This is a genomic window from Verrucomicrobiota bacterium (assembly GCA_037139415.1).
Classification (GTDB): Bacteria; Verrucomicrobiota; Verrucomicrobiia; order Limisphaerales; family Fontisphaeraceae; genus JBAXGN01.
Genome location: JBAXGN010000079.1, coordinates 1 through 26,572 on the forward strand (window position 1 = coordinate 1; position 26,572 = coordinate 26,572).

Below are 26,572 nucleotides of genomic sequence, written 5' to 3' on the forward strand. Positions count from 1 at the left end.
TGGGGTTCGAACTCGTTCCAACACCAACGGCTTCATCCGGAGTTTCTTAAGAGGATTAAGGATGAGGGACGAATTGGTCGCAGCCAAGATGGCCGCGCCACCCTTGAACCACTGATACGCGAGTGGGGCCGTGCCGCCGGCCTGCACCGTAAGCGTAGCGGTGTCACCAGCCATCATGGTTAAATCCTGCGGTTGGCTGGTGATGTAGGGTGGATCGGTGGTAAGCACCGTCAAGGTCGCCACCAGGCTGGTCGTACTCCCGGAGGCATTGGTGACCACCACCGTGTAATTACCTGCTTGGGCACCTTGGACATTGGCCAGGGTCAACGTGGCATTGGTGGCACCCGATAACGTGCTGCCGTTAAACCGCCATTGGTAAAACAGTGGCTGTGCCCCGGCAACACCGACCGTAAATGCAGTGCTGCCGCCGGTATTAACGGTCTGCGATGGCGGATGGCTGGTGATGAAGGGCGGGGTGGCGGTCTCAATATCCAGGCTCCATCCCTCGGTGATGTACCCGCCATCCCCGGCGGAACTATCCAATACATAGAGCGACCATGTGCCGTTGGGGTCCTGCCCTTTCAAAGCCGCGAGCGTGGTCGCGTAGGGGGCGGCGGGTGCCGGGGTGGTTAATGAACCTGTGGTGGTCGCTGTGGGCTTATAGATGCCGGAAGTGGGCACGTCGGGCACTGGGCCAGCGGCAAAGTCATCAAAGGTCAAGTTGACTTGGCTCACGCCGCTATTGCCCGCTCCGGAAAGTAACAACACCTTCTGCCCACTTGGCGATACCAACAGCACCCGCACATCCGACATATAGGTATGGGTAAACTTGCGTAACGTGACTTTCACCCGCTGGATGGAGCTGGCCAAGCTATTAACGGCGATAGTGGAGGGATACGGGGTCGCAGTGGTATTATCGTTGATCGCGATCTGCGCGCTGTTGGTAAATCGTCCATTGGCCAACCCTGGATTGATGTACAACGTCGCTACCGCACTGGTGGCAGAACCATAGGCATTGGCTACTACGCACTGATAGCTCCCCATGTCGCTTAATCCGCAATTCACAATCTGTAATCCGAGATTGGTCGCGCCACTGATCACTGACCACTGACCACTGATCACTGACTTATACCATTGGTAAGTAACCGGAGTCGTACCGCCAGCAGTTACGGAGAAGTTGGCGCTGCCACCCACAGGAGCGGTCACGTTCTGAGGCTGGTTGATCACATAGGGCGGCGACAAGACGGTCACTGTGGCCACCGCGCTGGTGGCCTTGGCATACGCATTGCTCACTACCACCCAATAATTGCCGGCATCGGATAAGGATAAAGGATTAAGGATTAAGGATGAATTGGTAGCGCCACTGATCACTGATGACTGATTACTGTTCACTGTCTTAAACCACTGATAGTACAACGGCGGAGCGCCTTTGGCGGAGACGGTCAGGCTGCCGATGGCACCTACGAGTCCGGTAAGGCTCAGCGGCGATTGCACAATGGACGGCCCTTGCAATACGGTGAGCGTCGCCACGCTGCTGGTGATGCTGCCGTATTGATTGGTGATGATCACCGAGTAAGTACCGATGTCCGACCACTGGATATTGAACAGGAATAATGGATTGTTAAGAGCGTTGGGTAGGTTAGTCCCATTTTTCAACCATTGATAGCTCAGCGGGGCAGTGCCACCCATATTCACTGCAAAACTAGCATCGCCATATAGCAAGGCAGACCGACTTTGAGGTTGAATGTTGATATAAGGTGGCCCTAGCACTGTGATAACTGCCACCGCGCTAGTGGCGGCACCATACGAGTTGGTGACCACCACATGATATTCGCCGGTCTGGGAAGTTTGCAGGTCGGCAAGCGGCAGGATGGAACTATTCGCGCCCAATAGGGCCGTCCCGTCTCTGTACCACTGATAATATAGGGGCAACGTGCCGCTGGCCCGTACCGTCAGGCTGGTTGCTGACCCGAATAGCGCCGTGAGGCCTTGCGGGTCCTGCTTGACACTGGCTGGGTCCACAATCGTCAAAGTTGTTATGGCACTGGCCACCGAACCCAAGTAATTACTGATCACCACGTAATAGTCCCCTTGGTCAAGTCGCTGAACATCGGTAAGCACCAACGGATTGCTGGTCACCCCAAGAATCAAACGACCATCTTTATACCATTGGAAAGAAAGTGGAGCTGTCCCGGACACCCCGATATCAATATTTACCGTTGAGCCAAGAATACCAACTTGATTTGGTAGCTGAGCTGTGATCACGGGTGGAGAAAGCACCGTTAAAACCGAGAGCTGGCTAGTCACGCTGCCAAACGCGTTGCTCACCACAGCGCAATAGATTCCCGCATCACTCCATTGAACATTGGTGATTGTGAATTGGCTATTCGTGGCAGAGGACAATAGCGTACCGTCACGCAGCCAACTGTAATACAGCGGCAAAATGCTGGACGCCGTTACATTGAACCCCACCACTCCGCCGGCAGTTACCGCTTGATTGGTGGGTTGGGCTGACAAGGTAGGCGGCACCCATTCTCCGGACGGCAAGCCAACACTGATCACGTTTGCGTCATCAGAAATGTAAAGACGTCCCGCTGCGTCGCAGGCGATGCCTTGAGGTTGGTTGAAACGAGCGGTATTGCCAAGGCCATCCACGTGCGCAACCTGTCCTGCCCTTCCGCCGATGGTTGTCACCACCCCACTCGCCGTCACCTTCCGGATCGTGTGGTTATAGGTATCCGTCACATAGACGTTACCCGCACTATCCACCGCTACGCCCATTGGATCATTAAACCGTGCCGCGCTCCCTGTCCCATTCGCACTGCCAGAAGTTCCCGCCAACCCCGCCAATGTCGTCACCACCCCGCCCGGTGTCACCTTCCGGATCGTATTGCCTTCAGAACCAAAACTCGCAACATAGACATTGCCCGCGCTGTCCACCGCCACACCAGACGGTAAATAAAATCGCGCTGCACTCCCCGTCCCGTCCACGCTGTCAGGACTTCCCGCCAACCCCGCTAACGTTGTTACCACCCCGCCCGGTGTCACCTTTCGGATCGTGCTATTCATCGCATCCGCCACATAGACGTTTCCCGCGTTGTCCACCGCTACGCCTTCTGGTTCATTGAATCGAGCCGCACTCCCCGTTCCATTGCTAGTGCCTGAACTTCCCGCCAGTCCTGCCATGGTTGTCACCACTCCACTCGCCGTCACCTTCCGGATCGTGTGATTCATCTCATCCGCGACATAGACGTTGCCCGCACTATCCACTGCTACGCCCCTTGGAAAATAAAATCGTGCCGCGCTCCCCGTCCCATCGGCAGTGCCAGAACTTCTTGCCGACCCTGCCAATGTTGTCACCACCCCGCCCGCCATTACCTTCCGGATCGTGTAGTTCTGCCGATCCGCGACATAGACATTACCCGCGCTGTCCGCCGCCACACCGTTTGGACTCTTAAACCGAGCCGCGTTCCCCATCCCATCCGCGCTGCCAGAACTTCCATAATCCGCCCATCCTGCCAGGGTTGTCACCACCCCACCTGCCGTCACTTTCCGAATCGTGTGGCTCCCAGTATCCGCCACATATACATTGCCTGCGCTGTCCACCGCCACGCTTCTTGGATAATAAAACCGTGCCGCACTCCCTGTCCCGTTCGCGCTGCCAGAACTTCCCGCCAACCCCGCCAATGTGGTCACCACCTCACCGGCCGTCACTTTTCGAATCGTGTAGTTATAAGTATCCGCCACATAGACGTTGCCAGCGTTGTCCACCGCCACGCCGCTTGGTTGATTAAACCGCGCCGCGTTCCCTATCCCATCGTTAGTGCCAGAGCTTCCCGCCAACCCCACCAGCGTCGTCACGACCCCGGCAGGCGTCACCTTCCGAAGCGTGTGGTTATTCGAATCCGAGACATAGACGTTTCTCGCGCTGTCCACCGCCACGCCACTTGGATAATAAAACCGTGCCGCACTCCCTGTCCCGTTCGCGCTGCCAGAACTTCCCGCCAACCCCGCCAACGTCGTCACCACCCCACTCGCCGTCACTTTTCGAATTGTATAGTTCGACTGATCCGCCACATAGACGTTGCCCGCACTATCCACCGCTACGCCCATTGGATCATTAAACCGTGCCGCGCTCCCTGTCCCATTCGCACTGCCAGAAGTTCCCGCCAACCCCGCCAACGTCGTCACTACCCCACCTGCCGTCACTTTCCGAATCGTGTGGTGTAAATCTGCCACATATACGTTGCCTGCGCTGTCCACCGCCACTCCTTCGGGAAAATAAAACCTCGCCGCGCTTCCCGTCCCATCCGCACTGCCATAATTTCCCGACAACCCCGCCAGCGTCGTCACCACCCCACCTGCCGTCACTTTCCGAATCGTGTGGTTAAGAGTATCCGCAACATATACGTTACCCGCGCTGTCCACAGCCACGCTGGTTGGATTATAGAACCGCGCAGCACTACCAGCTCCATCGACATTGCCGTATCCTCCCGGCAGTCCGGCCAGCGTGTAGAAATAATAGTCTTCATTCGGGTTGGCAATCGCCGCTTTGGTAAATGGCGTGAGCAGCCATGCCGCCAGCATGAAAGCGGTGAGAAACCGCCATATTTGTGGATGCCACCATTGCGGATTGCGGGTTTGGGATTGCGGAATCGCCACTTGTGGATTTCGGACGAAGGTAAAACCGGCGTGGTTGAAAAAGGCTGTCGGTGACGCACAAGGACTGCCAAGTACTCTGTAAAATTTTTTTGGACTAAACATGAGGGTGATTACTACCGGATAATGGAAGAAATGTAAAGTCTTGAAAAATGGGAACCCAACATGGCAAAAAAATTGGAAACAACCATGCAGATAGCATTGACTGGCAAATGAGGAACCGCAGCCCCAGGAGAGCGCGTGGTGGAGTCAGCAGTGACCACTCATCAGTCATTGGTGAGCTAATTTTTGCACGTATTTGCACTTATTTGCACCACCTTTGGGTGCGCGTTAGATCGTTGAGGCGGAGCAGGAAGCGCGAATTGAACACCTGAGTAATTTGTACCACCAGAGCACCAGAAAGCACCGGAAACCACCAGCGAGCACCGAAAATGAAATGTTTGCAGAAAAATGAACCGGCATAAAAATGGGGAAACCGGAACATGGCAAAAATATTAGCTGGCATAAAAATTGGGAACCAATGCATGAAAACTTGAAACCTGAAACCTGAAACTTGAAATTGGGAACCCGATTATGCAGAAAAATAGGCGGGCAGAAAAATGGAGGGCCGGACATGGCAGATAAACAAATGCGGATTGCGGATTTCGGAATGCGGAGTGATTTTGCAGAAAAACAGGGGAACCGGACATGGCAAAAATATTGCTACCAATTTTCTTTTGCAAAAACAGACCGGCAAATGGTTCGCAGGAGATGGAAGCTGAGAGGTAGTTATCAGTCATCAGTGACCAGTTATCAGTTATCAGGTCCGGGTCAATTTCGGTTCCAATTTTTCTGCCGGTATATTTTTCTGCTAAAGATTTAGGGGGGGGGAATTCGGCAGCCGCTGACGTAAAATTCAGGGTTTGCTGGAGTTTCGATTTTTCCTTTAAAAACGCGGGCTTGCCAGCGAAGCTGCATGGGTTATAGTACCACTGTGAGTATCGTTTTGGACATGCCCGAAGACTTTGCGCAGCGGTTGCAGACCCAGCGCGAGCAGGCCGAAGTGCAGTTGCACTTGGAACTGGCGGTGGCGCTGTACCGCGAAGGCAAGCTATCCATTGGACACGCGGCGAATATCGCTGGCTTAAGCGCACCGGCGTTTGAAGTCGTTCTGCGTCAGCGTCAGGTGCCAATGCCTTATACGTCAGCCGATCTCGAACACGATCTTGCGTATGCCCGCAGTGGTCGTTGACACTTCGGTATTGATCACCTTGGCCGCCGGGGAACAATTCAATTTGTTGCGAGACTTCTATGGCCACATTTACATCCCCCCAGCGGTTTGGGATGAAGTGTCCGCTTCAAGCAGGCCCTTCGGTCTGCCCGAGGTGCGGCGGGCACGCGATGAGAATTGGCTGAGCCTCCGCCAACCCGTTTCACTGGAGGCTATTCGCGGATTGCCTTTTAATTTGCAACAGGGGGAGAGCGAGGCACTCGCCCTGGCTTTGGCATTGCCCAATGCCTTGCTGCTGGTGGACGACGCCCAAGGTCGCCGGGCAGCTCACGCCTTGGGCCTGCACTACACCGGAACTTTGGGGGTATTGTTGCGTGCCAAAACCGAAACCCGCATTCCAGAGTTACGGCCGGTATTGGAACGGCTCAGACAAAGAACCACCTTCTGGTTGAGCGATACGCTTTATGAGACCGTACTACGGAGTGTCGGGGAAACTCCGTGATGGAAAATACTCCATGGCAAAAAGATTAGCGGGCAAAAAAATTGCTACCAATTTTCTTTTGCAAAAACATACCGGCAAATGGTGCGCAGGAGATAGGAGCTGGGAGGTAGTTACCAGTCATCAGTTATACAATTCCGCATTCCGCACTCCGCTGAGTTCCGTGTCCTCAGTGTTATTCGTGGTTAATTCACCTCAACCGCATTGCAGGATGACATTCGCCTGCTCAAAGCGGCGGGCTTTCAGATCCTCGAAGCGGATGCCGTAATAGAGCATCCCGGCGTCCCCCCACATCACGTCCAAATCGTTGTCTGAATCCACTTGGAACAGGAGACTCCATTCGCTTGCCTTCAGCGCTGCTGTTTCCCAAGTGCCGGGTTCGGTCCAATTGGTTTTCTGCTATCAATCTGTGATTCGAGTCCCTCCAAGTGGTACTTGGCGAGTAGTTCCTTGATTGGCGGGAACAGCATATAGGCGACAAAGGATTTTGGTTAAGCCGCACTAGCCCCTCATTTCACTGTAGCCGTCGAGTGTCGCAAACGGACAATTACCGAAATTCCCAGGTCCGTCTCCTTACCTCGACGGCTACACGGCTCTCTCCCATCGCGGGCTTACTTGTCCGCCAGGATCGTGATCTTTTTCGCGTTGCGGGCGTCGCCCTCTTTCACATATTCCACGCTCACTTTGGCGTCCACTTTGATGTCCGCCAGTTTTTTGGGCGTGTCGCCTTGGGCGATTTTGGTGTCGTCCTTGATGGTGAACGTCAGTTCCCGCGTCACCAGCACCACGATTTGTTTGCCGTCCACGTCCACTTTCTTGACCGTGCCGGTCTTGGTTTGCGCTTCGGCCGCACTGGTTGATACTGCCGAGAGACCCAGCACCAACAGGCTCATAACCACCGCGATAATAGTTTTCTTCATTTAATTACCTTTCACTGTATTATTATTTTGTTACGTGCAAGCAATTCGCCGCACCTATATTTGGGACATGGCTACCTTAGCGGCCCACTCCCGGAAGTCACGCATAAAAACATCAAGCGCGTAGCCGCCGCCGTCAAGTCGGCGCATATATTCGTAACGCACCAGAGATCGTGATGCATCCCCGACGCTCAACGGCCTGCGCGGGTGAGCGGCTCGAATTCAAATTTGCTGATCACAACTTCCACCTCCTTCAGCTCAGCGGGCGGGCGGCCACGGAAGAGCCAGAGATTCAGCCGCACTGTCTCGTCGCCAGGCTGGGGAGTGCCGTTGCCCGAAAACGTCCACTCACGAATAACAGCGTTGGTGGCAGAAGGTGTCCGTGCATGCCCTGAGAGGCAGGTGAAGGCCACCGAATTGCTTTGCCAGCCGAAGCTGTACGTGGTGGCTGGCAAATCGGGCTGAACGGGGAAGCGAACCCGATGCTGACGACGTTCTGAAGGTTGAACCGCGAACTGGGCATTATTCGAGTCTTCCGCCTTGCTCCAGCGGCTGCACTCCACGTCAATCTCACGATGGGCAAATGCGGGATCGTCGCTATAGGTAAATAGCCCGAGGACGGCGTTGGGATCAAGCTGACTCAGGGGAGTGTCCAGATAGAAACGGTAAGTGCCGAAACCGAAACTGCGCCGCGAAATAATCTCCGCACCAATCCAACGGTCATCCTGATGGGTCAGTTTCAGATGCAAGCGGCCTTGGGTGTCCACCCAGACATTGGTTTCGCCAAAGTAGTTCGGACCAGGGCCGACCCGTTTGCCAGCACTCGACTTCACCATCCATTCCATGCCGGAGAACTCGATTACCCGGTGCGGTTGCTGATTTTTTATGGTGGCTGGTTTTGGCGGAGCTGCGGCGAATAATGACTGTAACAGGCATGCCAGGCCAAGCATGCCGATGGCCCGTAATCGGTTCATGCGGCGCGATTATTTTTTCGCTTCCGGCACGGCCTGCGGCCAGTCGTCGGTGCGGAACGGCGTGGCGGGAAGCCCTGCGCCATTGTAGAGATTAAACTCGGGATTTTCGGCCCAGGCGTAGCGCACGGCGGCCGGCTTGGGCACCTCCGGGCTGGAGACAATGATTTTGTCGCCGTCAATCCTGGCTGTGGCGGTTACCCATTTTTTATCCTCACCGGCGATGGCGAAGCCCTTGAGCGCCCCGGCTTTGGCGGCCAGGCCGCCGTCGGTGTAATTGAAGGAAACGATGATTTCGTTGCCGCGAATTTCGTGGCCGGAGGGAAGCGGGCCGGAGGCCACAATGCCTTTTTGTTGATAGACTTTGGCCAGCGCCCATTGGGCCAACCGCCGACCAACTTCCTGTTTGTTCTTGGGATGAATATTGTCCGGCTCACCCAAACCCAGAGTGACGGCCATGCCGGTGTTGGGCAGGCTGAGCGTTTTCAACATGCCATCGCGCACGCGCACCCAACCGGTGTCTTCAACCGGCGCGGTCTGGGCCTTGCGGAAGTCGGGCAATTGGACCCAGATGAACGGGAAATCGTAACCCCAGCGCGCCCGCCAATCCTTGATCATGGTGGCGAGTTGCAGCGCATATTGGCTGCCATTGCCCGCGTTGCTTTCGCCCTGGTACCAGATCGCGCCGTGAATGGAGTAAGGTAGGAGCGGCATGATTTTGCCATTAAACAAATTAGCCGGATGGTTGCTCTCCAGGCGCGGTTCGGAAGGTTTGCGGGGGGCGCGCGGCGCGGCTTTGCCGGCAGCCTTGGCCTTGGCGCTGTTGGCCTTGAACTGAGCCATCTGCTGCTCGTATTGCGCAGTCGCTTTGGCGGGGTCCCAACCGGCCTGCATTTTGTCCCAACGTTCGAACACAGGCTTCAGGTCCGCAATGTCTTTTTGCGCCTCCCAACTCGTCCACGCCTCAATCGTGGTGCCGCCCACCGAGGAATTGATCAACCCCACCGGTTGGTTCAGGACTTTATGGATTTCCCGACCAAAGAAATACGCGCTGGCGGAAAACCCGCCGACGTTCTCAGGCGTGCATATTAACCAAGCACCCTTGCCTTCCTCCTGTGGGGTGGGGGAAGCCCCATCACCTTCCTTGAACATGCGCAGTTGGGGATAATTGGCGGCGGCTTTTTCCTGCTCGAAATCCTTCGAGCTGGAAACCGTCATGCCCATGTTGGACTGCCCGGAACACAGCCACACCTCGCCGACCAGCACATCCTGCACCGTGAGCGTGTTCTTGCCCGTGACGGTGAGCGTGAGGGTGTCGCCCGCCTTGAGTTTGTCCAGTTTGAGGGACCACTTGCCGGCGGCGTTCGCCTTGGTGGTCTTGGTCTGGCCCGCGATGGATACGGTGATTTCCTCGCCCGGTTCGGCCCAGCCCCAGACCGGCACGGCGCTGTCCTGCTGAAGCACCATGTGGTCGGAGAAAATGGCCGGCAACCGGACCTCCGCCATGGCGTTGGGTTGCGCGCCAGCGGCAAGCAGACCGATTGCGATCAAGCCGGCGAAGGACGAGTGGAACGTGTGTTTCATAGTGGGAAGCATCATCACCATTCGCGCGCGCATTTCAATAAAAAAATGGCCACCGATGGCTGCGCACCCAAATGGCGCCGTCAGCTTGCGTCCTGCGGGGGGAGGGGACGCTGCAATAACGCGTCTAGCGCGTGGGTTTGGATGGCGAAAAATTGTTTAAACGCAAGGATGCGTTCCCGCGCGGCGGTGTCCGCATACGGTTCCCGCTGGCGCACCGCCGCCAGCATCAGGTTTTTAGGGGTGTGTTCGGAACCGACAAACTCGATAACTTTGGTTTCGTACCCGGCCCAATCCAGGAACAGCGCGCGCAGCCCGTCGGTGGCCCATTCCGCCATGCGCTCGGCCATCAGGCCGTGGCGCAGCACGGCGGCGAGCGGTTCCGGACGGCCCAATTGCGGGCGCAATTGCTGATGGCAGCATGGCGCAACCACGATCAGCCGGGCGCCCAGGTCAATTCCCCGGAGCAGCGCGTCATCCGTGGCGGTGTTGCAGGCGTGCAGGGCGATCAGCCCATCCAGGCGTGGTAGTTTGACCGTTTCAATCGTGCCCGCGACAAAGTCCAATCCGGCGGCCTTGACCTGTTGCGCCAACGCCGTGGTTTTGGCGGTCAATTCGGGCCGCAATTCCACGCCAATAATGTGGGCATAGCGATGCCACACCCGGTGGAACAGGTGCCACAGGCCAAACGTGAGATAGCCCTTGCCGCACCCCATGTCGGCCAGTACCAGATCCCGCTCCCCCGGTTGGCTGGGGGTCGCCCAGCCGCAGTCTTCCGCGAGATGGGAGAGGATTTCCAGGTAACGGTCAATCTGGCGGTGCTTGTCCGCCATGCGGGCACGCACGTTGCCCTGGGGGTCCAGAATTTCCAATCCCTGCAACCAATCGCACGCGGTGGCATCCAGCAGCCGTTGGCGCGGCAGATCGTGCGTGCGGGGCGGGGGGGCGGCCTGGGTGGCGCGGTGAACGATCAGCCGGGCCGGTCCCTTGGCCGGGCGACGCAGTTGCCAATCCTTGCGGGTGGTGGAAAGCAGCGCGTTTTGGAAAGCGCCATGGAGCTGACCACCCACCCAGCGAATCGCCTCGGGCACTGGGAGGTTTCGGGTCTCGTGACGCGTGCCGGTCAGGGTGAAGGATAGGTGCGGCGCGCCGTGCAGCACAATCAGGCGTCCGGTGACTTGGTGGAACGCCGCTGCGGCAGACGCCGGGCCGGATAACCGGAGGCGAACAAAGGTATCCTCCGCCAGACTCTGTTCGAGCCGGGCGATAAACTCCGGTTCAACGTTGGGATTTGAAGTGTGCATTGGGGTGGCCCACGTAGTGGGAAATATTCAATCTGTTAAATCCGAGCATCGAATCCAAAACGGCCAGCCGTGACCTGCCCGGCGCGACATGATGGTCAGCGCGCCCGTTCCAACCACTTACTCAGCCACATCCACATCCATGCCAGGCAGATAATACAGAATGCGCCCGCAATTGTTGCATTGGATGATTTCCTGGCCGCCCCGGCAGGAAACGACCGTTTGCCGGCTTAAGCGCATGTGGCAGCCGCCGCAGGCCCCGTGCTCAATATTAACGACGACGTTTTCCCCTTTGTTTTTGAGCATGCGCTCGTACCGGTTCAACGTGGCCGCATCCACGCCTTCCGCCAGCTTGCGGCGGTCGGCTTCCACGCTGGCCAGTTCCTGCTGCAAATTCTTCTCGCGGGCATCCAGATTGGAGACCTTCTCGTCCGCCAGTTTTTTGGCGGCGGCGGCGACCTGCTGGGCGGCCACCACTTCCTTTTGCGCGGCCTCGGACTGCTCCATGTTTTCGAGAATCTGGTTCTCGATCTCAAAGATGGCCCGTTTGGCGGTTTCGATTTCGTTGCCGATCGCGCGGAATTCGTCGTTCTTGCGGGTTTGAAATTGCTGCACCGAATACTTATCCATCTGCTGTTTTTTGGACTCGGCCTCCAGTTCCAAGCGCTTGCGGTCGCTTTCAAGCTGCATGACCTGGTGCTTGGCGGCTTCGAGCCCGGCCTGCCCCTTGACGGCGTTCTCGATAAGCTGTCGGCGCTCGATGGGGATGATGGAAAGCTCTTGGCGGACCCGGATTAATTTGCGATCCCGGTCCTGGACCACGAGCAGTTTTTCGATAATGTCCTGCATTGCGATATAACGTTAAACATGGACGTTATCGGCAGGCGGCCTGCAAGTCAATCGCCGTCACGGTGGTTTCTAAAGTATTTTCAAAGTGCCAGCGGGTCACAAATCGGCAAGTGTGCTGCCGCAGAGAAGGGTTGGGAAAAATATTTTATTTTTTAGTTGTCAAAAGTGTGAGGCATACTAGAGTCCTGCTTACTATGTCGAGGGCATTGGAATTATCTGAGGAATTGCTGAAATGGTACTGGCAATTCGGTTGCCAGCGTGCCGGTAATTACTCTATTCACATCGGCGGTTGGACTAAACAACTGTACGATTTACAGCAGAATATGATTCTGGCGCGCGAGGCCATGCAAAATCCGCGCCCGGCATTTGCGGTGTGGGGGCCGTCCCAAACGGGTAAATCCACCCTCATGTCCAACTACCTCGATCGGCTTGCCATAACCGACACGGCGAAAGGGATTTACGGAGAAAAATCCGCGCTGCATTGGGAAGGGGGCGACCCCGCCTATTTCCAGATTCCCTCGTTCGATGACATTGAGGATCCGCAGCAGAAGGAGCAAATCCAACAAGATATTTACGATAAGTCCACCGTGATGAATCCGTTCAACGGTGGGCGCGACGCCTCGGCCTGCTTGAGCCGGTTTGTGAGTGGCAGCCGGGATGGCAGTGGCGGGTTGTATCGGGTTAAGAATCCGAAATTCCCGGTGGAAATCAAGTTCGTCACCCGCAGCGATTTGCTGCATGCCTTGGGGCGCGGCTATTGCAGCGAATGCTTGGGCGCTACCGCTAATCGCAATGACCACATTGAGTGGACCCGTCAGCGGCTGGAGGAGGAAATGGGCAAGGTTATGGCGGAGCAGGCCGGAAGTGCTGGAAAAATTCCAAAACCCAGCCCGGAAGCGTTCACGTTGCTGTATGAATTTTACAAAATCCTGATTGATCTCGAATTTGCCGGGCTGCGGGAATACAAGAAGTTGCGCGAGCAGGAAGGTTCAGTGATCGAAAAAGATCTTGGTTTTCTGTTCAATGAAGTGGCGTTTCTCGCCAAATTGGAGACGGTTGAAAATCTCGTCACACGGGTGTTGTGGGATGGTTTTGAGCCGATTACGCAGTACTGGCGGCGCTTGGAAGCCAAGCGCCAGGAATGGGCGGAAAAGTGGAAAAACAAAACCATTCATTGTTCCCATGCGGTGGCGGGCTTGATGCTGGACATGGATTCCTGCTGGGCCTTTTTCATGGCGCAGGAACCGGGGGATCCGACCTCGAAGGCCGCGATCATCCGCCGCCGTATTCGTGATTTGGGCTACCGGGAAGAGGGGGACGCCGTGTATATCGGGGTGGGTGAGCCAAATAAATTCCGATTTTCGCCCGAAGACTATAGCATTTTCCAGGGGTTGGTTTGGGAATTGATCATTCCGCTGAATCCAGCCAACATCCTGCCCGGTACCTTTAATGAGTTCCTGCTGCGTTCGGATTTATTGGATTTCCCGGGGGTGGGCAATGATCCCGACAACCCGGTGACCAAGATTAATTGCGAAACCACGATGTCGGCGGACGAGGCGGAAAAGATCAAGGATTTGAAGCCGGAAGAGCTGGCGGCCAAATTGCAGGGAAAGAAAGGTCTGCCGTTGTCGCCGCAGATGTTCTTCGTGAAGGTCCTCAAGCGCGGCAAAACCTCCAGTATCGTCACGACCTACACGAAGCGCATGAGCATTGATGGCTTTTGCATTTTCCAGTGGCTGGATAAATTTCCGCCGGTCAATGCCAGCCAGGTGCGCACGGGCATTGAAACCTGGTGGAAAACCATGGTGCCGGACTATTATGCCGCAAAAGTGGTGACGAACACGCTCGAACGCAGCCCATTACCCCTCAACTTGGGGCTTTGCTGGTGGGCGGATATGATTAATGAGGCGCCGGTTAACGCCAATTACATCATCACCAACAAGAAGGATACCTTTGAAAATTACGGATTCTTCAGCAAACCCTCGGTCTGCACCACGTTTGCGTTGAATTACTACCGTATTAATCGCGGTAACATCAAGGAAGGCTACCTGACGCCCGGGGGAAAACGGTACGAAATCATCAAACGGGAAGATGTGTTCCGTAATCAGTTTGAAAATACCTATCGTAAAACCAATTACGAGGGTAAGGATATCTCCGTCAGCTTGGCTTCTTTTGAATGCATGGTCCGGGATCAGGAGACGGGGGGGGCGGATTTCTTCTTTAGCCAGCTCAAAGTGCAGGCCGAGGAAGTACGACGCAACGATCCCAAGTCCAACCGCCTGCTGTTGCTTCAGGGCCGGGAGAAAGAACTGGTCAGCGAATTGGTGCGCCTGCTGTTCCGCGATGCCAATTTGTTCCCGGAAAAGCAGGTCAAAGACAAGCGACGTATTTACCTGGATCAATTGGATGCTGCCATTACGGAGTCCATCAAACGCATCGAGCGCAAAGATCCCAAGGATCCACGCGCCAAGCAGCTCAAGGAACCTTACGAAATTGAGGAAGGTCTGCGAGTGCTGGATTATGTCTTACGCGAAGGGCTGAATGTCGCGTTCAACGATCTGGACCGTATTCCACCCCATACCGCCAACTTGCACGAGCAGTACGTGTATGGGCAGTACCAAAATTGGATCGTTCGCCAGGTGGAACGGTACCGGAAGGTGATTAATTCTCCCGCCAGCCGCCCACCCGTTTTACCGGGCGCAGCAGTGACCGACAAAGCCGCGCTGGAAAAGCCTATTATTGAGTTGTCGCCCGAATTGTTGCGAGAGTGCCTGGAGGCCATGGTGGCCTCGGTTCGCCCCAGTGAAGTGGATGGTACTCCGCCCAGTGCTGATACCGTGAACACCGCTGGTATTGCCGAATGGCTGAAGTGGTTGGTGCGCTGTGTCAGTAAAGAAGAAGGGCTGAACAATTACGATCTGCGCCCGCAATTATCCATCAAACTGGCTAACTTGCTCTTGCGGGAGCAGGGGTTGGTCTATTCCGGTGGCAGCGCTCCGGCAGACAAGACCAAACAGTTTAGTGAAGCGACGGTGATGTGCCCCAGCTATCAATCCTTCATCCGGGACTTTTATGAAGGCCATCTGGAACGGCTTAAACGGCGTCAGGTAAAAGGGTTGCAACGGCCAGATGACATCCCGGGGGACAAGGAGTTAATGGTGGTGCTTGACCGGTTCGGTCTGCAACGCCCGGATGACCTTAGCGAAGCGGTGCCCGGCATGACCGAGGCGTTGATGAAGTAAACCGCGAACCTCAAATCCAATACGACTATGCCTGATATTTTTCAAAGTGATTTGAAGCTCAAGGAACTGCCGGTGCTGGATAATACCGGGCACCAGTTCTTCATCTGCAAGCTGCGCGAATTCTATGAGCCGGATGCGGAAGTAACCGGGCCCGCCCAGCAGCAACTCAAGGCGTCGCTCGAAGGCGTTAAGAAGTTCTTACCCCATCTGGTTCAGGAAAATCAGGGGCCGTTCATGGTCTGGTCCAAGGAGTATCCTTGGATCCGCTTTCGCTATGTGCTGGAGGAAAACGAACCATGCATCATCATTGCCGTGGATACCACCATGGCGACCGCTGATCGTGGCTTGCTCTACTACATGACTCCGGCAGAAGTGCCTGTGTCAACGCCGGCCGGATCCTCCGAGGAGGAAGTCGGGCCTTATGTGGCGCGTGGTCGCCAGGAATTGGTGGACGGTCAGTATCCCACTGGCCAGGTGCCGCTGACCGAGTTGCCAATCATGAAGAAGCCCGACACCAAAAAATGCCAGGGCTTTCCTTCCTCCTTCCCCATCAACTGCGTGGTGGACTTTACGCAGTTATCCGTGCGCGAGGGGTGTATCCAAGTGGATCTGATTGTGGATTTGGGCAATACCCGCACCGTATGCCTGTTACTTGAACACAAAGGTACGGATAAGGCGCGTGCATTTGGTGGTCGCGTCATGGCTTTGGGAGTGACCCCGCGCGGCCGCCCATTCGAGCAGCCGACCCCCAAGGAAACCGCGAAGGATATTCGCCGGTTTATCAAACAGTATGCCATCGTTGATTCGTGGCTGCTGTTGCATCGCCCTCTCTTTTCTCATCTGGAGCCGACCATCAAGGATATCTCGGCCATTCGCAACCAGCAAAATGCCTTCGAGCAACTGCGCAAGAAAAAATATCCCGAGAGCAATTTGCCGGGTGTCTGGTTTGGGCCGCCCAAAGAAGTGGAGGACGCGCTTACGGGTGGCATGCAGTGGATGAAACCCTGGTTGATACCGCAAACGTTCGTGGAAATCTCGCCGGCCTTGATTGGCGGTGGCAAAGCCGATGAGGGTGCGTATCGCAAGTTCGCCCAGGTCTCCCTCAAGGAGGGGGCCCGGTTCTACCTGAGTTCGCCCAAACGCTATTCTTGGGATGAACGCCCCACTGCGATGGGCGACAATCCCGAATGGAAGATGGTCAACGATTTCGATCCGGACCAGGAAGCATTCCTGAGTTTGAATGGTACCTTCCGCTATTTCATGGACGATGGGGCTAAAGCGTGCGACCGCAACCCGGATGAAAACAACGACCAGATCCTCGGGCGCGGGCCAAGTGCCTTGATTACCCACGAAGGGCTGTCCTGCCATCCGGTGCGCGATGCCATCGCGTGGTTTGCACTCTCGCTGTTGGAAACCGCGCATCGTCAGATTAACTCCGTCTATTATCGCGCCTTGTGGCCAGAGCGGAAGGATATCCGGCGTCAATTGGTCAACGTCCGCGTGACGTATCCGACTGGTTGGACGCATGAGGAACGGGATCGCTACTTGGCGCAATGGAAGCGGGCCATCAATCTGTTTTCGGTAGCGCATCTGACCGATCCGCGCTCAGTCAAGGATGGCGGCCAGCGTCCGACGCTGACCGAGGAGTCACTCGATGAGGCGGTGTCTTCCCAGTTGCCCGTGATCTATTCCGAGATCAAGGTGCTCGGCAATAACGTGCCGGCTTGGCTCTCGCTCTACGGCGATGGCAGCAAGGTGACGGTGATGAATCTGGACATCGGCGGCGGCACCACCGATTGGGCGGTGATTGATTACCAAAAAATGGAGAAGGGGGATACCTATCTCCAGGCGATGGTCAAATTCAAGGATGGCTGTAACATTGCCGGGGACGTGCTGGTCAAGAAAGTCATTGAACGGGTGCTGTTGCCCGGTTGGGTGAAGGCCTCCGACGTGTCTAGCTTGGCTGGCAACACCAGTTGGACGACTACCATTGAACAACTGCTTTATGATCCCGGCTGTCAAGCCGTGCGGTTCGTAGATCCTTGCGCCCGGTTGAAGATGAACCGGATTGTGCGCTTGGTGCTGGTGCCGCTGGCCAACAAGATTCTCGAAATGTTGGTCACCAACGCCGGTAAGCCGATTGAACCTTTGGATATCCAGAAGTGCATCGCCGATGGCACCATTGCGTTGCAGCCGATTGATGATCTGAACAAGCTCTGTCTCGGTCTGCTGGAAGGTAGCAATCAAGAGTCTTCGGGCGGCGAACCGGTTTCGGTCTTTTCACCGGAAGCCAAAGTGGCTTGGGAGCAACGAGTTGTGGACGAGTGCATTGAGGATACCTTCGGCAAAGCCCTATTTACCCGCATCCGCAGCCTGGTCACCCGCTATAGCGTCAACCTGTTGATTTGCTCGGGCAAGCCCTCGGAGATTCCGCAGGTGCGCGAGCAGATTCACCGCTATTTTCCGTTGTTGCCGCAACGCATCATTCACAGCCGTAACTATCAGGCCGGTGAATGGTATCCCGACTCGTTTCGCACCAAGGACGGCAAAATCGACGACGCGAAGACCGTCACGGTGGTTGGGGCCGCGCTATTCCAGGAAATCGCCAATGGGGATTTGAGTAATAATTTCAATCTGGAAGTCAAAGTGGGCGAAGAAGAAGACAATTATTCCCGCGAGTATGCTTGGGGACTTTTGCCCGATGTCAAAACCGGCGAAAGCTTGTTTCAGAAGGGGTTGTTTAGCCAGGAAGATTATCGCAATTTCAAGCGGTTGGACGACACCCATATTTATGTGGAGAAAACCATTGATCACATACCGCTGGGTTGCCGGGTCGGACGCGTGATTGATAACCAGGGCGGCGGGTTCGGCCTTAGCGACGAAGAAAAGGTACTTCCTTCCCAAGTGTACGTGTTGGAATACACCGGCAGAGAACTGACCAAGACCGAGTTATTGAGGCCGGTCTATTGCAAGGCGAAGTTCTGGTGGATTTCCGAGCGCGGCAAGGGGGATCGGTTGGAACTTAAAGCCATTGAGGCGGAAGACCGTCAATTCGCTGAAAAGGTCAACCTCCAAGTGGCCAATCTTTCGCTGAACACCATGAATGAGCGGGATGGCATGTTCTGGATGGATAATCCGCGGTTTGAAGTCAGCTTTGACATGGCTGGGAAGACCGGGAAACGATGACATGAAGCATCGCTGATGGGTGGAACAAGCCGGGGAACGACAACGTAATTTGGCGGGTTTGTTTTAATAATAAGTTAGCACTGATTAATATGCAGCCTCGTAGATTAGGCGATGGAAAGGTGTTTATGAAACGGAGTTTTCACCGGTTGTGCAAAGCCGGCGTGCAGTGGTTGACTATCCTCGCGCTGGTCACGGTGTGCCAGTCAGGGATTGCTGCGGATACAAATAAGCCGGCGGTTGTTGTCGCCACAGAGCCGGTGAATGCTGGTTCTGTGAAGACCAATCCTCCGGCAGTTGCAGTGCCGGCTCCGCCTGCCCCACAAGCGCCCACCGCCGCTACTCTCACACCGGTTATTACGACGCCGGGTACGCCATCCTTGACCAAGGCGGATTTGGATGGTGTTGCGGCGGAAATTAAAGCGGCCAAGGTGGAGTTGGAGAAGGCCAATGCCACGATCAAGGAGGTCGGCGGCAAGGGGTTGTTGTACGCGCTGGTGGTTTTGCTGGTGCTCTGCACCTCCGGTGTAGTGGTGTATATGCACTTGATGCTGGTCAATAAAAACCCTTTCAACGTGGCGCTAAAAACGCTGCTCGACGAATTCAAAAAGCAGTTGAATCCCATTGCTGCCTCGGTGGCGGAAATGAAGGGGCAGATCGAACAGACGGGGCAGTTGCTGCAACAGCAGCAACTCGTCGCGGAGGAGATCAAGGGGCAGCAGGTTAAATTAAAAGAGGCGGCGGAAGCGTTTGCCGGAAAAGCCGAAAAACTCGAAAAACAATATCGGGAAACCCTCGAATCTGAAACGCGCAAGTTTATCGAAAAAACGGATCAGACAGCCGCGCATCTCCAACAGGGGATTGCCAAAGTCCAAACGGAAGTGGACAACGCCCGCGACCTGCTTGTGCAGATGGCCACCGAGAATGCCGAAAAAATCCGCGTCCAAAGTGAGACGGCGGTACAAAGCATGCAGGATGAAGCCGAGCGGAGCATGGGTGGGGTGAATGAAAAGGTCGGGCAAGCCATGGCGGGCGCGCATGAGGCCATTCAAACCTCGCTAAACGCGATCTGCGATTCCGTGAATCATACGGTGAGTGGAATTCAGGATGCGGTGGGGACGAGCGTTGGCAGCATTCGCGATTCGGTGGAGCAATCCGCCCACTCGATTCGTACGGCGGCGGAAGAATCCATTCAACGGCAGGATGTTGAAGTGCAACGATTCCTGGAACAACAGGGCGCGTTGATTGAGCAAAAACTGGACAAGGCGCATCTGGACGCCTTGGGGCAGAGCGTTTCCACCCTCACCAGCGATCTCTCGAATCTTCAGTCCCGTCTGGATGGCGTGCTCACCCAGTTTCAGGAAATTGAAGCCCGCATCGGCCAGTTCTCCGAAAAAATCGCCCGGCAGGACGCCGCGCTGCATGGCCAGGTCTGGCCGATTCCGTTCCAGGAAAATCAGCCCCTGTTCCTCGTCCGGCAAGGGATTGAGCAGAAGATGAAGGAGGAAGATCCCACCGCCGCCGATCTGTTTGGCGCGCTCTTCAATTTGAGCGCCGCGTTGCGCAACGATAACCCCAATCCCGTCAAAATCGGTGAATTGCTGCACAACGCGAGCATCGCCGCGTATGCCTTTTGGCGAGCGCAGGGAGTCGATACCTTCGACGTAACGCGGGAATGGTCTGAGGCATTCCAGAAAATGCTGAATGATCTCGCGATGCCATTGGAAATCGAACCGGTCTATGATAATTCACCGTTCGATATGAGCAAGATGCGCTGCGCCGACGGTTCTTCGGCCAACCGCATCAAGGTCCGCGAAACAACCTCCTGGGCCATCTGGTCCAAAAATGGGGATGACCGTAAAATTTTAAAACACGCGCTCGTTTTAACTGTGTAAACCGCTATGCCTGACAATTTGCCCAATTCTAATCCGAACCCGGCGCCGAAACCGGATGCCGACATGGAAACCGCTACCAACGCCGCGCCGGTCGCTGCCGCGTCGCCGGCCCTGCCCGTGCGCAAGTTGCCGCCGTATTGGATCCTCCGTACGGATGCCGGCGGCGGTAATTACTTCAGCCCGGGCACATTACCGGTGGTCAAGGCCTTCAATGAGCGGTTAGCTCGTTTTTTAGCGGATACCAATTACGGGCCGTCGCCTGATGGCAAATGCAACCTGATTACCTACCTTCCGGGGAAAATCCCGATTGATCAGGTGCGCGATTTCCGGTACATCACCGAGACCGAACTAAAAGCGTTCGAGCGGGCCGCCAATTCTTTTTACGCCAAAGCCGATCCCGACGCCAAGACGCCGTTGCACGCCAAGGAACTGCGCAAGAATTTCCGGCTGCCCGATCCCAAATTGGAACCGGACGCCTACCGGGTCTATGGGGATAAATATGATCCCAAGCTGCTGGTATTTTGGGGGTGTGAAAAGAATCAGGGATCGTCCCTGCCGCTGATCCGCTATGACCGCCTTGGCTACAAGAGCACCAGTGTCTATGACCGCCTCAAGGAATTGCTGCTTTCCTGGGAGGAACAACAGCGTCAGGCGATCGAACTGATCAAGGAAATCAATGACCCGCTGGGGCGCTTTATCGCCTCCCCGGTGTTTGAAAAAGGCAAGCTCGTCAAGATTCTCACCCGCACCGGCACGGAAATCCCGCTGGACCAGCTCAAAAAGCTCAAGCCGCTGCCCAAGCGCAGTCTGGCGCGCGGCGAGTTTGCCGCCTTCCGCAAGGCCTGCATGGACTTCTACGCCAAGGCCCACCCGGAAGAGGCGGATGCCGAGGAAAATGAAAATTTGCCGGTGGGCGAACAGAAAAAGCCCGCCGTGGGCAGCTACGAGAAAGAGCTGCGACGCAACTTCCGCCTGCCCGACCCGGATCGCATGCCGGATTGTTTCTGGATGTTCAAGGGTCGGCTGTTCGTGCTCTATGGCGATCCGTACCTGGTGAAGGAAAACTGCCTGCCGCTCTGCACCGATACGGTACTGGGCGTGCCCGTCGCCCCGGCTTCCAAGCCGGGGGCCAAGGCCGAGGAGGATGTGGATTTCGTCGAGAAAAAATCCAAGGCCGCCCCGCCGCCCGCTCTCACGGTGGTGGACAAGCTGAAATTGCGCGAGAAGTCTGCCGCCGTCGTTCTGGCCATCGCCGGTGGCGTGGTGGGACTGATGCTGGTGGGTGCATTGGTAGCCTATTTGAGCATAGATAAAACACCGCCGGTTATCACGGGGGCTGAAATCAGCAATGACGTGAAGATGGATCCGCCCAATAAGCGCAATAAATTGGTGGTCGTATTCAACAAGCCGGTTGCGCCGGAATCGGTGACGAAAGCCAAGTATGATCTCAAGTCGGCAAGTGGCAACAGCCTGATGAAGATCAGCCAAGCTGAGCCGGATCCCACGGACAAAAAGCGCCTCATACTGACGCTTTCGGAAACGGTTCGAGAAACCGATAACTACAGCCTGCACATTGAGGGGGTTACTGATACCACCCGGCAAAAGAATCAGGTGGACAAAAATAAACCCGTTTCGGTTGTGGCCGCCGATTTGCGTCCGCCGGGCTGCGTCAGTGTTTCGGCGGGAGAAAGCCTGAATAAATTATTGGTCGAGTTTGATGAACCGGTCGGCAAAGCCAGTGCGGAATCGGAAAAGAATTATCAGGTTGCCGGTATGAATATCACGGCGGCACAGGTGACGGATCCACGCTTGATCGTTCTTCAGGCGGATAAGTCCTTTGAGATGAACAAGGACTATTCCTTGACGATCAAGCTCGTGGAAGATCAGTCCATCGCGCATAAATCCATGGGAACCGTGACGGTGCCGTTCAAGTATGTGGATAACACGCCGTTAAAGGTGCTGGCAGTCAACGCCACGGAGAACCAATGGACGATCACCATTGATTTCAGCAAGCCGGTGGACTCGGCCACGGCGCAGGATGTGTCTTATTTCACCATCAAGAATCCCGACCTCAAAGTCCTGTCCAGCAAACCGCGCGGGGAACGCTCGGTGGTGCTGACCACGGACTTACTTACTGTCGGGAGCAAATATCAGCTCGCGGTGCGCGGCGTGAAGAGCGTTACCGGACGGCTGGTGGATGCCACCAACGAATTCATCTATAACCCGCCGGACAAGGAGTCACCGGTCGCGCAAAGCCCGCTGTTGAGCCAGGATGGCGCGAAGCTGATTGTGCCTTTCAGCAAGGTCCTGAATTCCAAGCTGGTTGGGGCGACATTCTCACTTAAAGTGGACATGGGTGGAAACTTGAAGGATTGGTCCGGGCAGCCCAAGCCCTCAATGGGCAGCAAAGATAGTGAAGTGGTTTTGGACTTGGGCGCCAAACTGGATCAGGGAAGCTACCTGTTGTGCTACGATAAAGTATCCGATATTTTCGGAAACTCCAAATCCAATGCGGTGAGCTTCAATTCCGAACTGCCCGGTGGTCGCATGATCCCCAGCATCATTCAGGCGGACACGGATATTGAGGGCAAGAGCGAGTTTAAGTTTGTGCTGACCGAAGGGAAGAGCAATTTGGAGGATGGTTGCTTCGCCGCGTCCAACTTTGAAGTGGCGTCAGGGGACGCCAAGCTCACTGTCGCGGGCGTGGACCCTGAAGAGAAGAAACACCCGAGCGGTCGCCTTATCACGATTGTGACGGTAAAATTCGATGCGGCCACCAAGTTGCCGGCCAATGTCAATTTGCGCTGGTTGAATGTGAAAATGAAAGGTTTTGCGAAATTGTACAATGTGCCGGTGAATGGTCCTTATCGGGTGGGCGGTGGGGTAATTGCTCCGCCAACACCACCACCAAATCCTTAAGTTTATTATTTACTTGCAACCTAAACGCGCTTTTGGTAGTAAAGTCGATGTCTAGCGAGACAAGAGCAATTGTTGATTGTCAAAATATAATATGAAAATCATGAATAAAGTTCTGTTGGCCGCCTGCTTGGGTGCCTCAAGCCTTATCTGTGGCGCACAGAATGTGACGTATAATACCCTGATTCGGGAGCAGGCGCTGTTCCGCAACTATATCTCCTCTGGCAATAATGAGTTTGAAAATGCCAAAAAGAATCAGGAGGCCGGACAATGCACGTTGGCAGAACGTGTGTTGGTCAAAGCGTATGTGTATCTGGACCGCGCAGAGGATTCCTGGTCCCTGCCAGAAAATCACGAGGAACGCATTATTCGCGTCGTGGATTACCCGTTGCTTCAGTCGCGCAATGGGGCGCTCAAGTCGCTGCAGGAAGGCTTGAACAAGCTGCGTACGTCCCAACGTGATTCCTATCGCGTCTTGGAAGATTACCGGGACACCCGTTTCAAACGCGCCTGCCCGGATAGCGGCAAAATGCTGGAGGCATATCTGCGAGTACGGCAGCAATACAAGGGCACTGATTCTTGGAGCAATATGCTGGCTCAGGTGATGCGCCAGATAGATTCTGGCAACCCAAATTTAGTAATAACAAACAAGCAGGGGGAAAAGTTTGACCTTGGTTCCAACGCTCAGCAAGTGACTCAGACCGATAGCACTTTGGAACAGTTGCGCAATGAAGGATTATCTCCTGCCGACGCCGCCGCTGCGGTCGCCGCTCTCAACAATGGGGATATCGCCACCTTGCTGGCTTTGGCTAAAAAATATCCCGGCAGCAAGACCATTGCCGACATGCTGGCGAAAGCCTGCTTAAAAGCGGGGATTTCTCAGCAAGATACCGCCGCGCTCATTAACGCCATCCGCACGGGTGATCTCCAAACCGTGGCTAACATTCTGAATAATTATAAAAATAATCCTGCCGTTGCCGGCGTTGCGGATGCTTTAAAAAATCTTGGAGTTCCCATACCTCCTCCAGGAGGGGCTTCTATCAATAACATCACCACTGATCCCAATACCGCGGCTGCTTACGTGGCCCAGTTGAAGAGTGAAGGATTATCCGATGCTGATGCGCAAGCGGCGATTGATGCATTCAAGAACCGGGATTTGAAGAAACTAGCTGAGTTGTTAAAAAAATATCCCAATAGCAAGACGTTGGCCGCACTGATGGAAACGCTGTGTGTTCAATTGGGTATGAAACCGGAAGATGCCAAAAAGCTGGTGGATGCAATTAAAACTGGCGATACCGCTACCATCAATAATATTGTAAGTAATTATAAATCATTGATTCCTGAGATTGCGGGTGTGATCCCTCCCGGTCCTGGCCCTGGCGGCCCTGGCGCAGGTCCCGGGCCAGTACCCTCTGGCCCGCTCTCTGATCAGATGAAAGGCCAGCGTGTTGACGATGATCCAGATTGGCCGGATCCGGTGTTTAATCCCTCGAAAAACGAAATCACCCAGGGGCCGATGTTCAAGCGCGTCTATTCCGATAAGAAAGGTGGACGCCTGATTGAAGAAGTTGAAATGAACCGTAAATTCCGAATTGACGGTGATAAATTAGGCAAAGCAGAAGTCACGATTGGTAAAAAATCCACATGGGCCATGACCATTCAGAAAGGTGGTTCAGGTTACCAGGTGTTGAACCTCAGCTTGGATGGTGGCGAAATTACGGTGACCGACTGGAAAGTCAGCGGTCAGGGGAACGTTATCAAGACCGGCACCGGCACCGAAATCGTGGTGGATTTCCCGGCCTCCGGGCGTTATACCATCTGGGCTAAGGGTACCACCAAGCCCAATAACTCGCGCTTTGAAATAGAAGAGCAAGTGGACTTTACCAAGTAAACTTCACCAAACGTGAACGATTACAAGCCCTCTGGAAATTTTCCGGAGGGCTTTTTCTTGAATCCGGGCGGGGTTTTATGCGTCAATCTTAACACTATGAATAACACGTCTTGCGGATCAAAATTACGGCGGCGTCATTTTTTGGCGGCAACGGGTCTGGCGGTGACTGCCCCCATGATTGTTCCGTCCAGCGTCTTTGGGGCGGATGGTGTTCCTGCTCCCTCCAATCGCATCACCATGGGTGTGGTGGGCTGGGGCATGCAGGGGCCGGGCAACACCGGCAATTTCCTGCGTGAGGTAGATTGTCAGGTGGTAGCCGTGTGCGATCTGGATAAAAAGCATCTGGAAAGCGCGGCCAATAAAATCAATGGCCAGTATAAAAATCAGGATTGTAAGACGTATCATGATTTCCGCGAGCTGATGGCCCGCAAGGATATTGATACCGTGATGCTGGCGGTGCCGGATCACTGGCATCTACTTGCCGCTCAGGAGGCCGCCAAAAACAAAAAGGACATTTACGGCGAAAAGCCGCTGGCGCGCACCATCGCCGAGCAGCAGGCCATCGTCAAGGCAGTGCAGGATAACAAACGTGTCTGGCAGACGGGTTCCTGGCAACGGTCTGAAGCGAACTTCCACAAGGCCGCTGAAATTGTGCGCAACGGCATGATCGGCAAACTCACCCGGGTTGAGGTCGGTTTGCCGAGCGGGCACTCTGATTTCGCTAAAACCAAGGATAAAACCGCCATCACCCAGCCGCCAGCGGAGCTGGATTACGAATTCTGGATTGGCCCATCCAAAATGGAGCCGTACATCGAAGCCCGTCTCCACAAAAATTGGCGCTGGAATTACAACACCGGCGGCGGTCAGTTGCTGGATTGGATCGGCCACCATTGCGACATTGCCCATTGGGGCATGGGTGACGACACGAAGATCGGGCCGATGGAAATTGAAGGCAAAGGAGAATTTCCGGCACCCGACGCGGTCTGGAACACGTGTACCACGTACCGGATTACGGCGAAATATCCGGATAATATTGTGATGACTATCGCCGGTGGCCACAAGGATATTCGCGGCGGCACCAAATGGATTGGCACCGATGGCTGGGTGTGGGTGAATCGCGGCGGAGCGTTTGAATCATCCAACCCTGCTTGGAGTGATTTCAAAACTCTTCCCGAGGAACAGCGAAAGATCAAGTTGATCAAAACCAAGGGGCATTATCGCAACTTCCTGGATTGCGTGAAATCACGCGAGCGCACCGTTGCACCGGTGGAAGTGGCGCATCATTCCGCCATTCCGGGTCACTTGGGGTTGATCGCCATGTTGGTGGGACGCAAGATCAAGTGGGATGCGCAGAACGAAGTGATCGTCGGCGATGCCGAGGCCAGCAAACTGCTTACCCGCGCCTACCGTCCGCCGTGGAAAATGGCGTAACTGTCGGCTTGAGGCGGCGGTAATTCT

Annotated in this window: 17 protein-coding genes; 8 read left to right on the plus strand and 9 right to left on the minus strand. The window is 55.2% G+C overall.

Features of this window, described 5'->3' with window-relative positions; genetic code table 11:
- The 3 genes from WCO56_14925 to WCO56_14935 all read right to left on the minus strand — a co-directional run.
- The coding region (locus WCO56_14925; GenBank protein MEI7730865.1) for an immunoglobulin domain-containing protein at nt 1-4,662 on the minus strand (4,662 nt) is incomplete at its 3' end.
- A gap of 301 nt (nt 4,663-4,963) precedes the next feature.
- Nucleotides 4,964-5,164, minus strand: a complete 201-nt coding sequence (locus tag WCO56_14930; protein MEI7730866.1) for a hypothetical protein — start codon at nt 5,162-5,164, stop codon at nt 4,964-4,966.
- Nucleotides 5,154-5,438 (minus strand): hypothetical protein, encoded by a 285-nt coding sequence (locus WCO56_14935; protein MEI7730867.1) that lies wholly within the window; start codon nt 5,436-5,438, stop codon nt 5,154-5,156. The genes WCO56_14930 and WCO56_14935 overlap by 11 nt, the downstream gene beginning before the upstream one ends.
- Before the next feature lie 194 nt (nt 5,439-5,632).
- On the opposite strand from WCO56_14935, the gene WCO56_14940 reads away from it, so the two are divergent.
- Nucleotides 5,633-5,890: a UPF0175 family protein gene (locus WCO56_14940; protein MEI7730868.1), complete on the plus strand. Its 258-nt coding sequence runs from the start codon at nt 5,633-5,635 to the stop codon at nt 5,888-5,890.
- A complete protein-coding gene (locus WCO56_14945) occupies nt 5,871-6,371 on the plus strand; it encodes a DUF3368 domain-containing protein (GenBank protein ID MEI7730869.1) in 501 nt (166 codons plus the stop codon). The genes WCO56_14940 and WCO56_14945 overlap by 20 nt, the downstream gene beginning before the upstream one ends.
- A 192-nt stretch (nt 6,372-6,563) precedes the next feature.
- On the opposite strand, the gene WCO56_14950 is transcribed toward WCO56_14945, so the two are convergent.
- The 6 genes from WCO56_14950 to WCO56_14975 all read right to left on the minus strand — a co-directional run bounded on the left by WCO56_14950 (nt 6,564) and on the right by WCO56_14975 (nt 11,987).
- Nucleotides 6,564-6,722 (minus strand): DUF1963 domain-containing protein, encoded by a 159-nt coding sequence (locus WCO56_14950; GenBank protein MEI7730870.1) that lies wholly within the window; start codon nt 6,720-6,722, stop codon nt 6,564-6,566.
- Between the two features lie 257 nt (nt 6,723-6,979).
- A complete protein-coding gene (locus tag WCO56_14955) occupies nt 6,980-7,288 on the minus strand; it encodes a hypothetical protein (GenBank protein ID MEI7730871.1) in 309 nt (102 codons plus the stop codon).
- A 188-nt stretch (nt 7,289-7,476) separates the two neighbouring features.
- On the minus strand, nt 7,477-8,259 hold the full coding sequence (locus tag WCO56_14960; GenBank protein ID MEI7730872.1) for a glycoside hydrolase family 16 protein: 783 nt from the start codon (nt 8,257-8,259) through the stop codon (nt 7,477-7,479).
- 9 nt (nt 8,260-8,268) lie between these two features.
- Entirely contained in the window at nt 8,269-9,840 is a 1,572-nt protein-coding gene (locus tag WCO56_14965) for a sialate O-acetylesterase (GenBank protein ID MEI7730873.1), read from the minus strand.
- Nucleotides 9,841-9,920: 80 nt separating this feature from the next.
- A complete protein-coding gene (locus tag WCO56_14970) occupies nt 9,921-11,141 on the minus strand; it encodes an SAM-dependent methyltransferase (GenBank protein ID MEI7730874.1) in 1,221 nt (406 codons plus the stop codon).
- A 117-nt stretch (nt 11,142-11,258) separates the two neighbouring features.
- Entirely contained in the window at nt 11,259-11,987 is a 729-nt protein-coding gene (locus WCO56_14975) for a C4-type zinc ribbon domain-containing protein (protein ID MEI7730875.1), read from the minus strand.
- Between the two features lie 194 nt (nt 11,988-12,181).
- Here WCO56_14975 and WCO56_14980 point away from each other — a divergent pair, with 194 nt between their 5' ends.
- The 6 genes from WCO56_14980 (at nt 12,182) to WCO56_15005 (ending at nt 26,545) form a co-directional block, all read left to right on the plus strand.
- On the plus strand, nt 12,182-15,229 hold the full coding sequence (locus WCO56_14980; protein ID MEI7730876.1) for a hypothetical protein: 3,048 nt from the start codon (nt 12,182-12,184) through the stop codon (nt 15,227-15,229).
- Nucleotides 15,230-15,256: 27 nt separating this feature from the next.
- On the plus strand, nt 15,257-18,415 hold the full coding sequence (locus WCO56_14985; GenBank protein ID MEI7730877.1) for a virulence factor SrfB: 3,159 nt from the start codon (nt 15,257-15,259) through the stop codon (nt 18,413-18,415).
- Nucleotides 18,416-18,540: 125 nt separating this feature from the next.
- On the plus strand, nt 18,541-20,307 hold the full coding sequence (locus tag WCO56_14990) for a hypothetical protein (GenBank protein ID MEI7730878.1): 1,767 nt from the start codon (nt 18,541-18,543) through the stop codon (nt 20,305-20,307).
- 6 nt (nt 20,308-20,313) lie between these two features.
- Complete coding sequence (locus tag WCO56_14995; GenBank protein MEI7730879.1) at nt 20,314-23,226, plus strand: Ig-like domain-containing protein; 2,913 nt, start codon at nt 20,314-20,316, stop codon at nt 23,224-23,226.
- A gap of 91 nt (nt 23,227-23,317) precedes the next feature.
- Complete coding sequence (locus WCO56_15000) at nt 23,318-25,114, plus strand: hypothetical protein (GenBank protein ID MEI7730880.1); 1,797 nt, start codon at nt 23,318-23,320, stop codon at nt 25,112-25,114.
- A 96-nt stretch (nt 25,115-25,210) separates the two neighbouring features.
- Nucleotides 25,211-26,545 (plus strand): Gfo/Idh/MocA family oxidoreductase, encoded by a 1,335-nt coding sequence (locus tag WCO56_15005; protein MEI7730881.1) that lies wholly within the window; start codon nt 25,211-25,213, stop codon nt 26,543-26,545.
- The last annotated feature ends 27 nt before the right edge of the window (nt 26,546-26,572 follow it).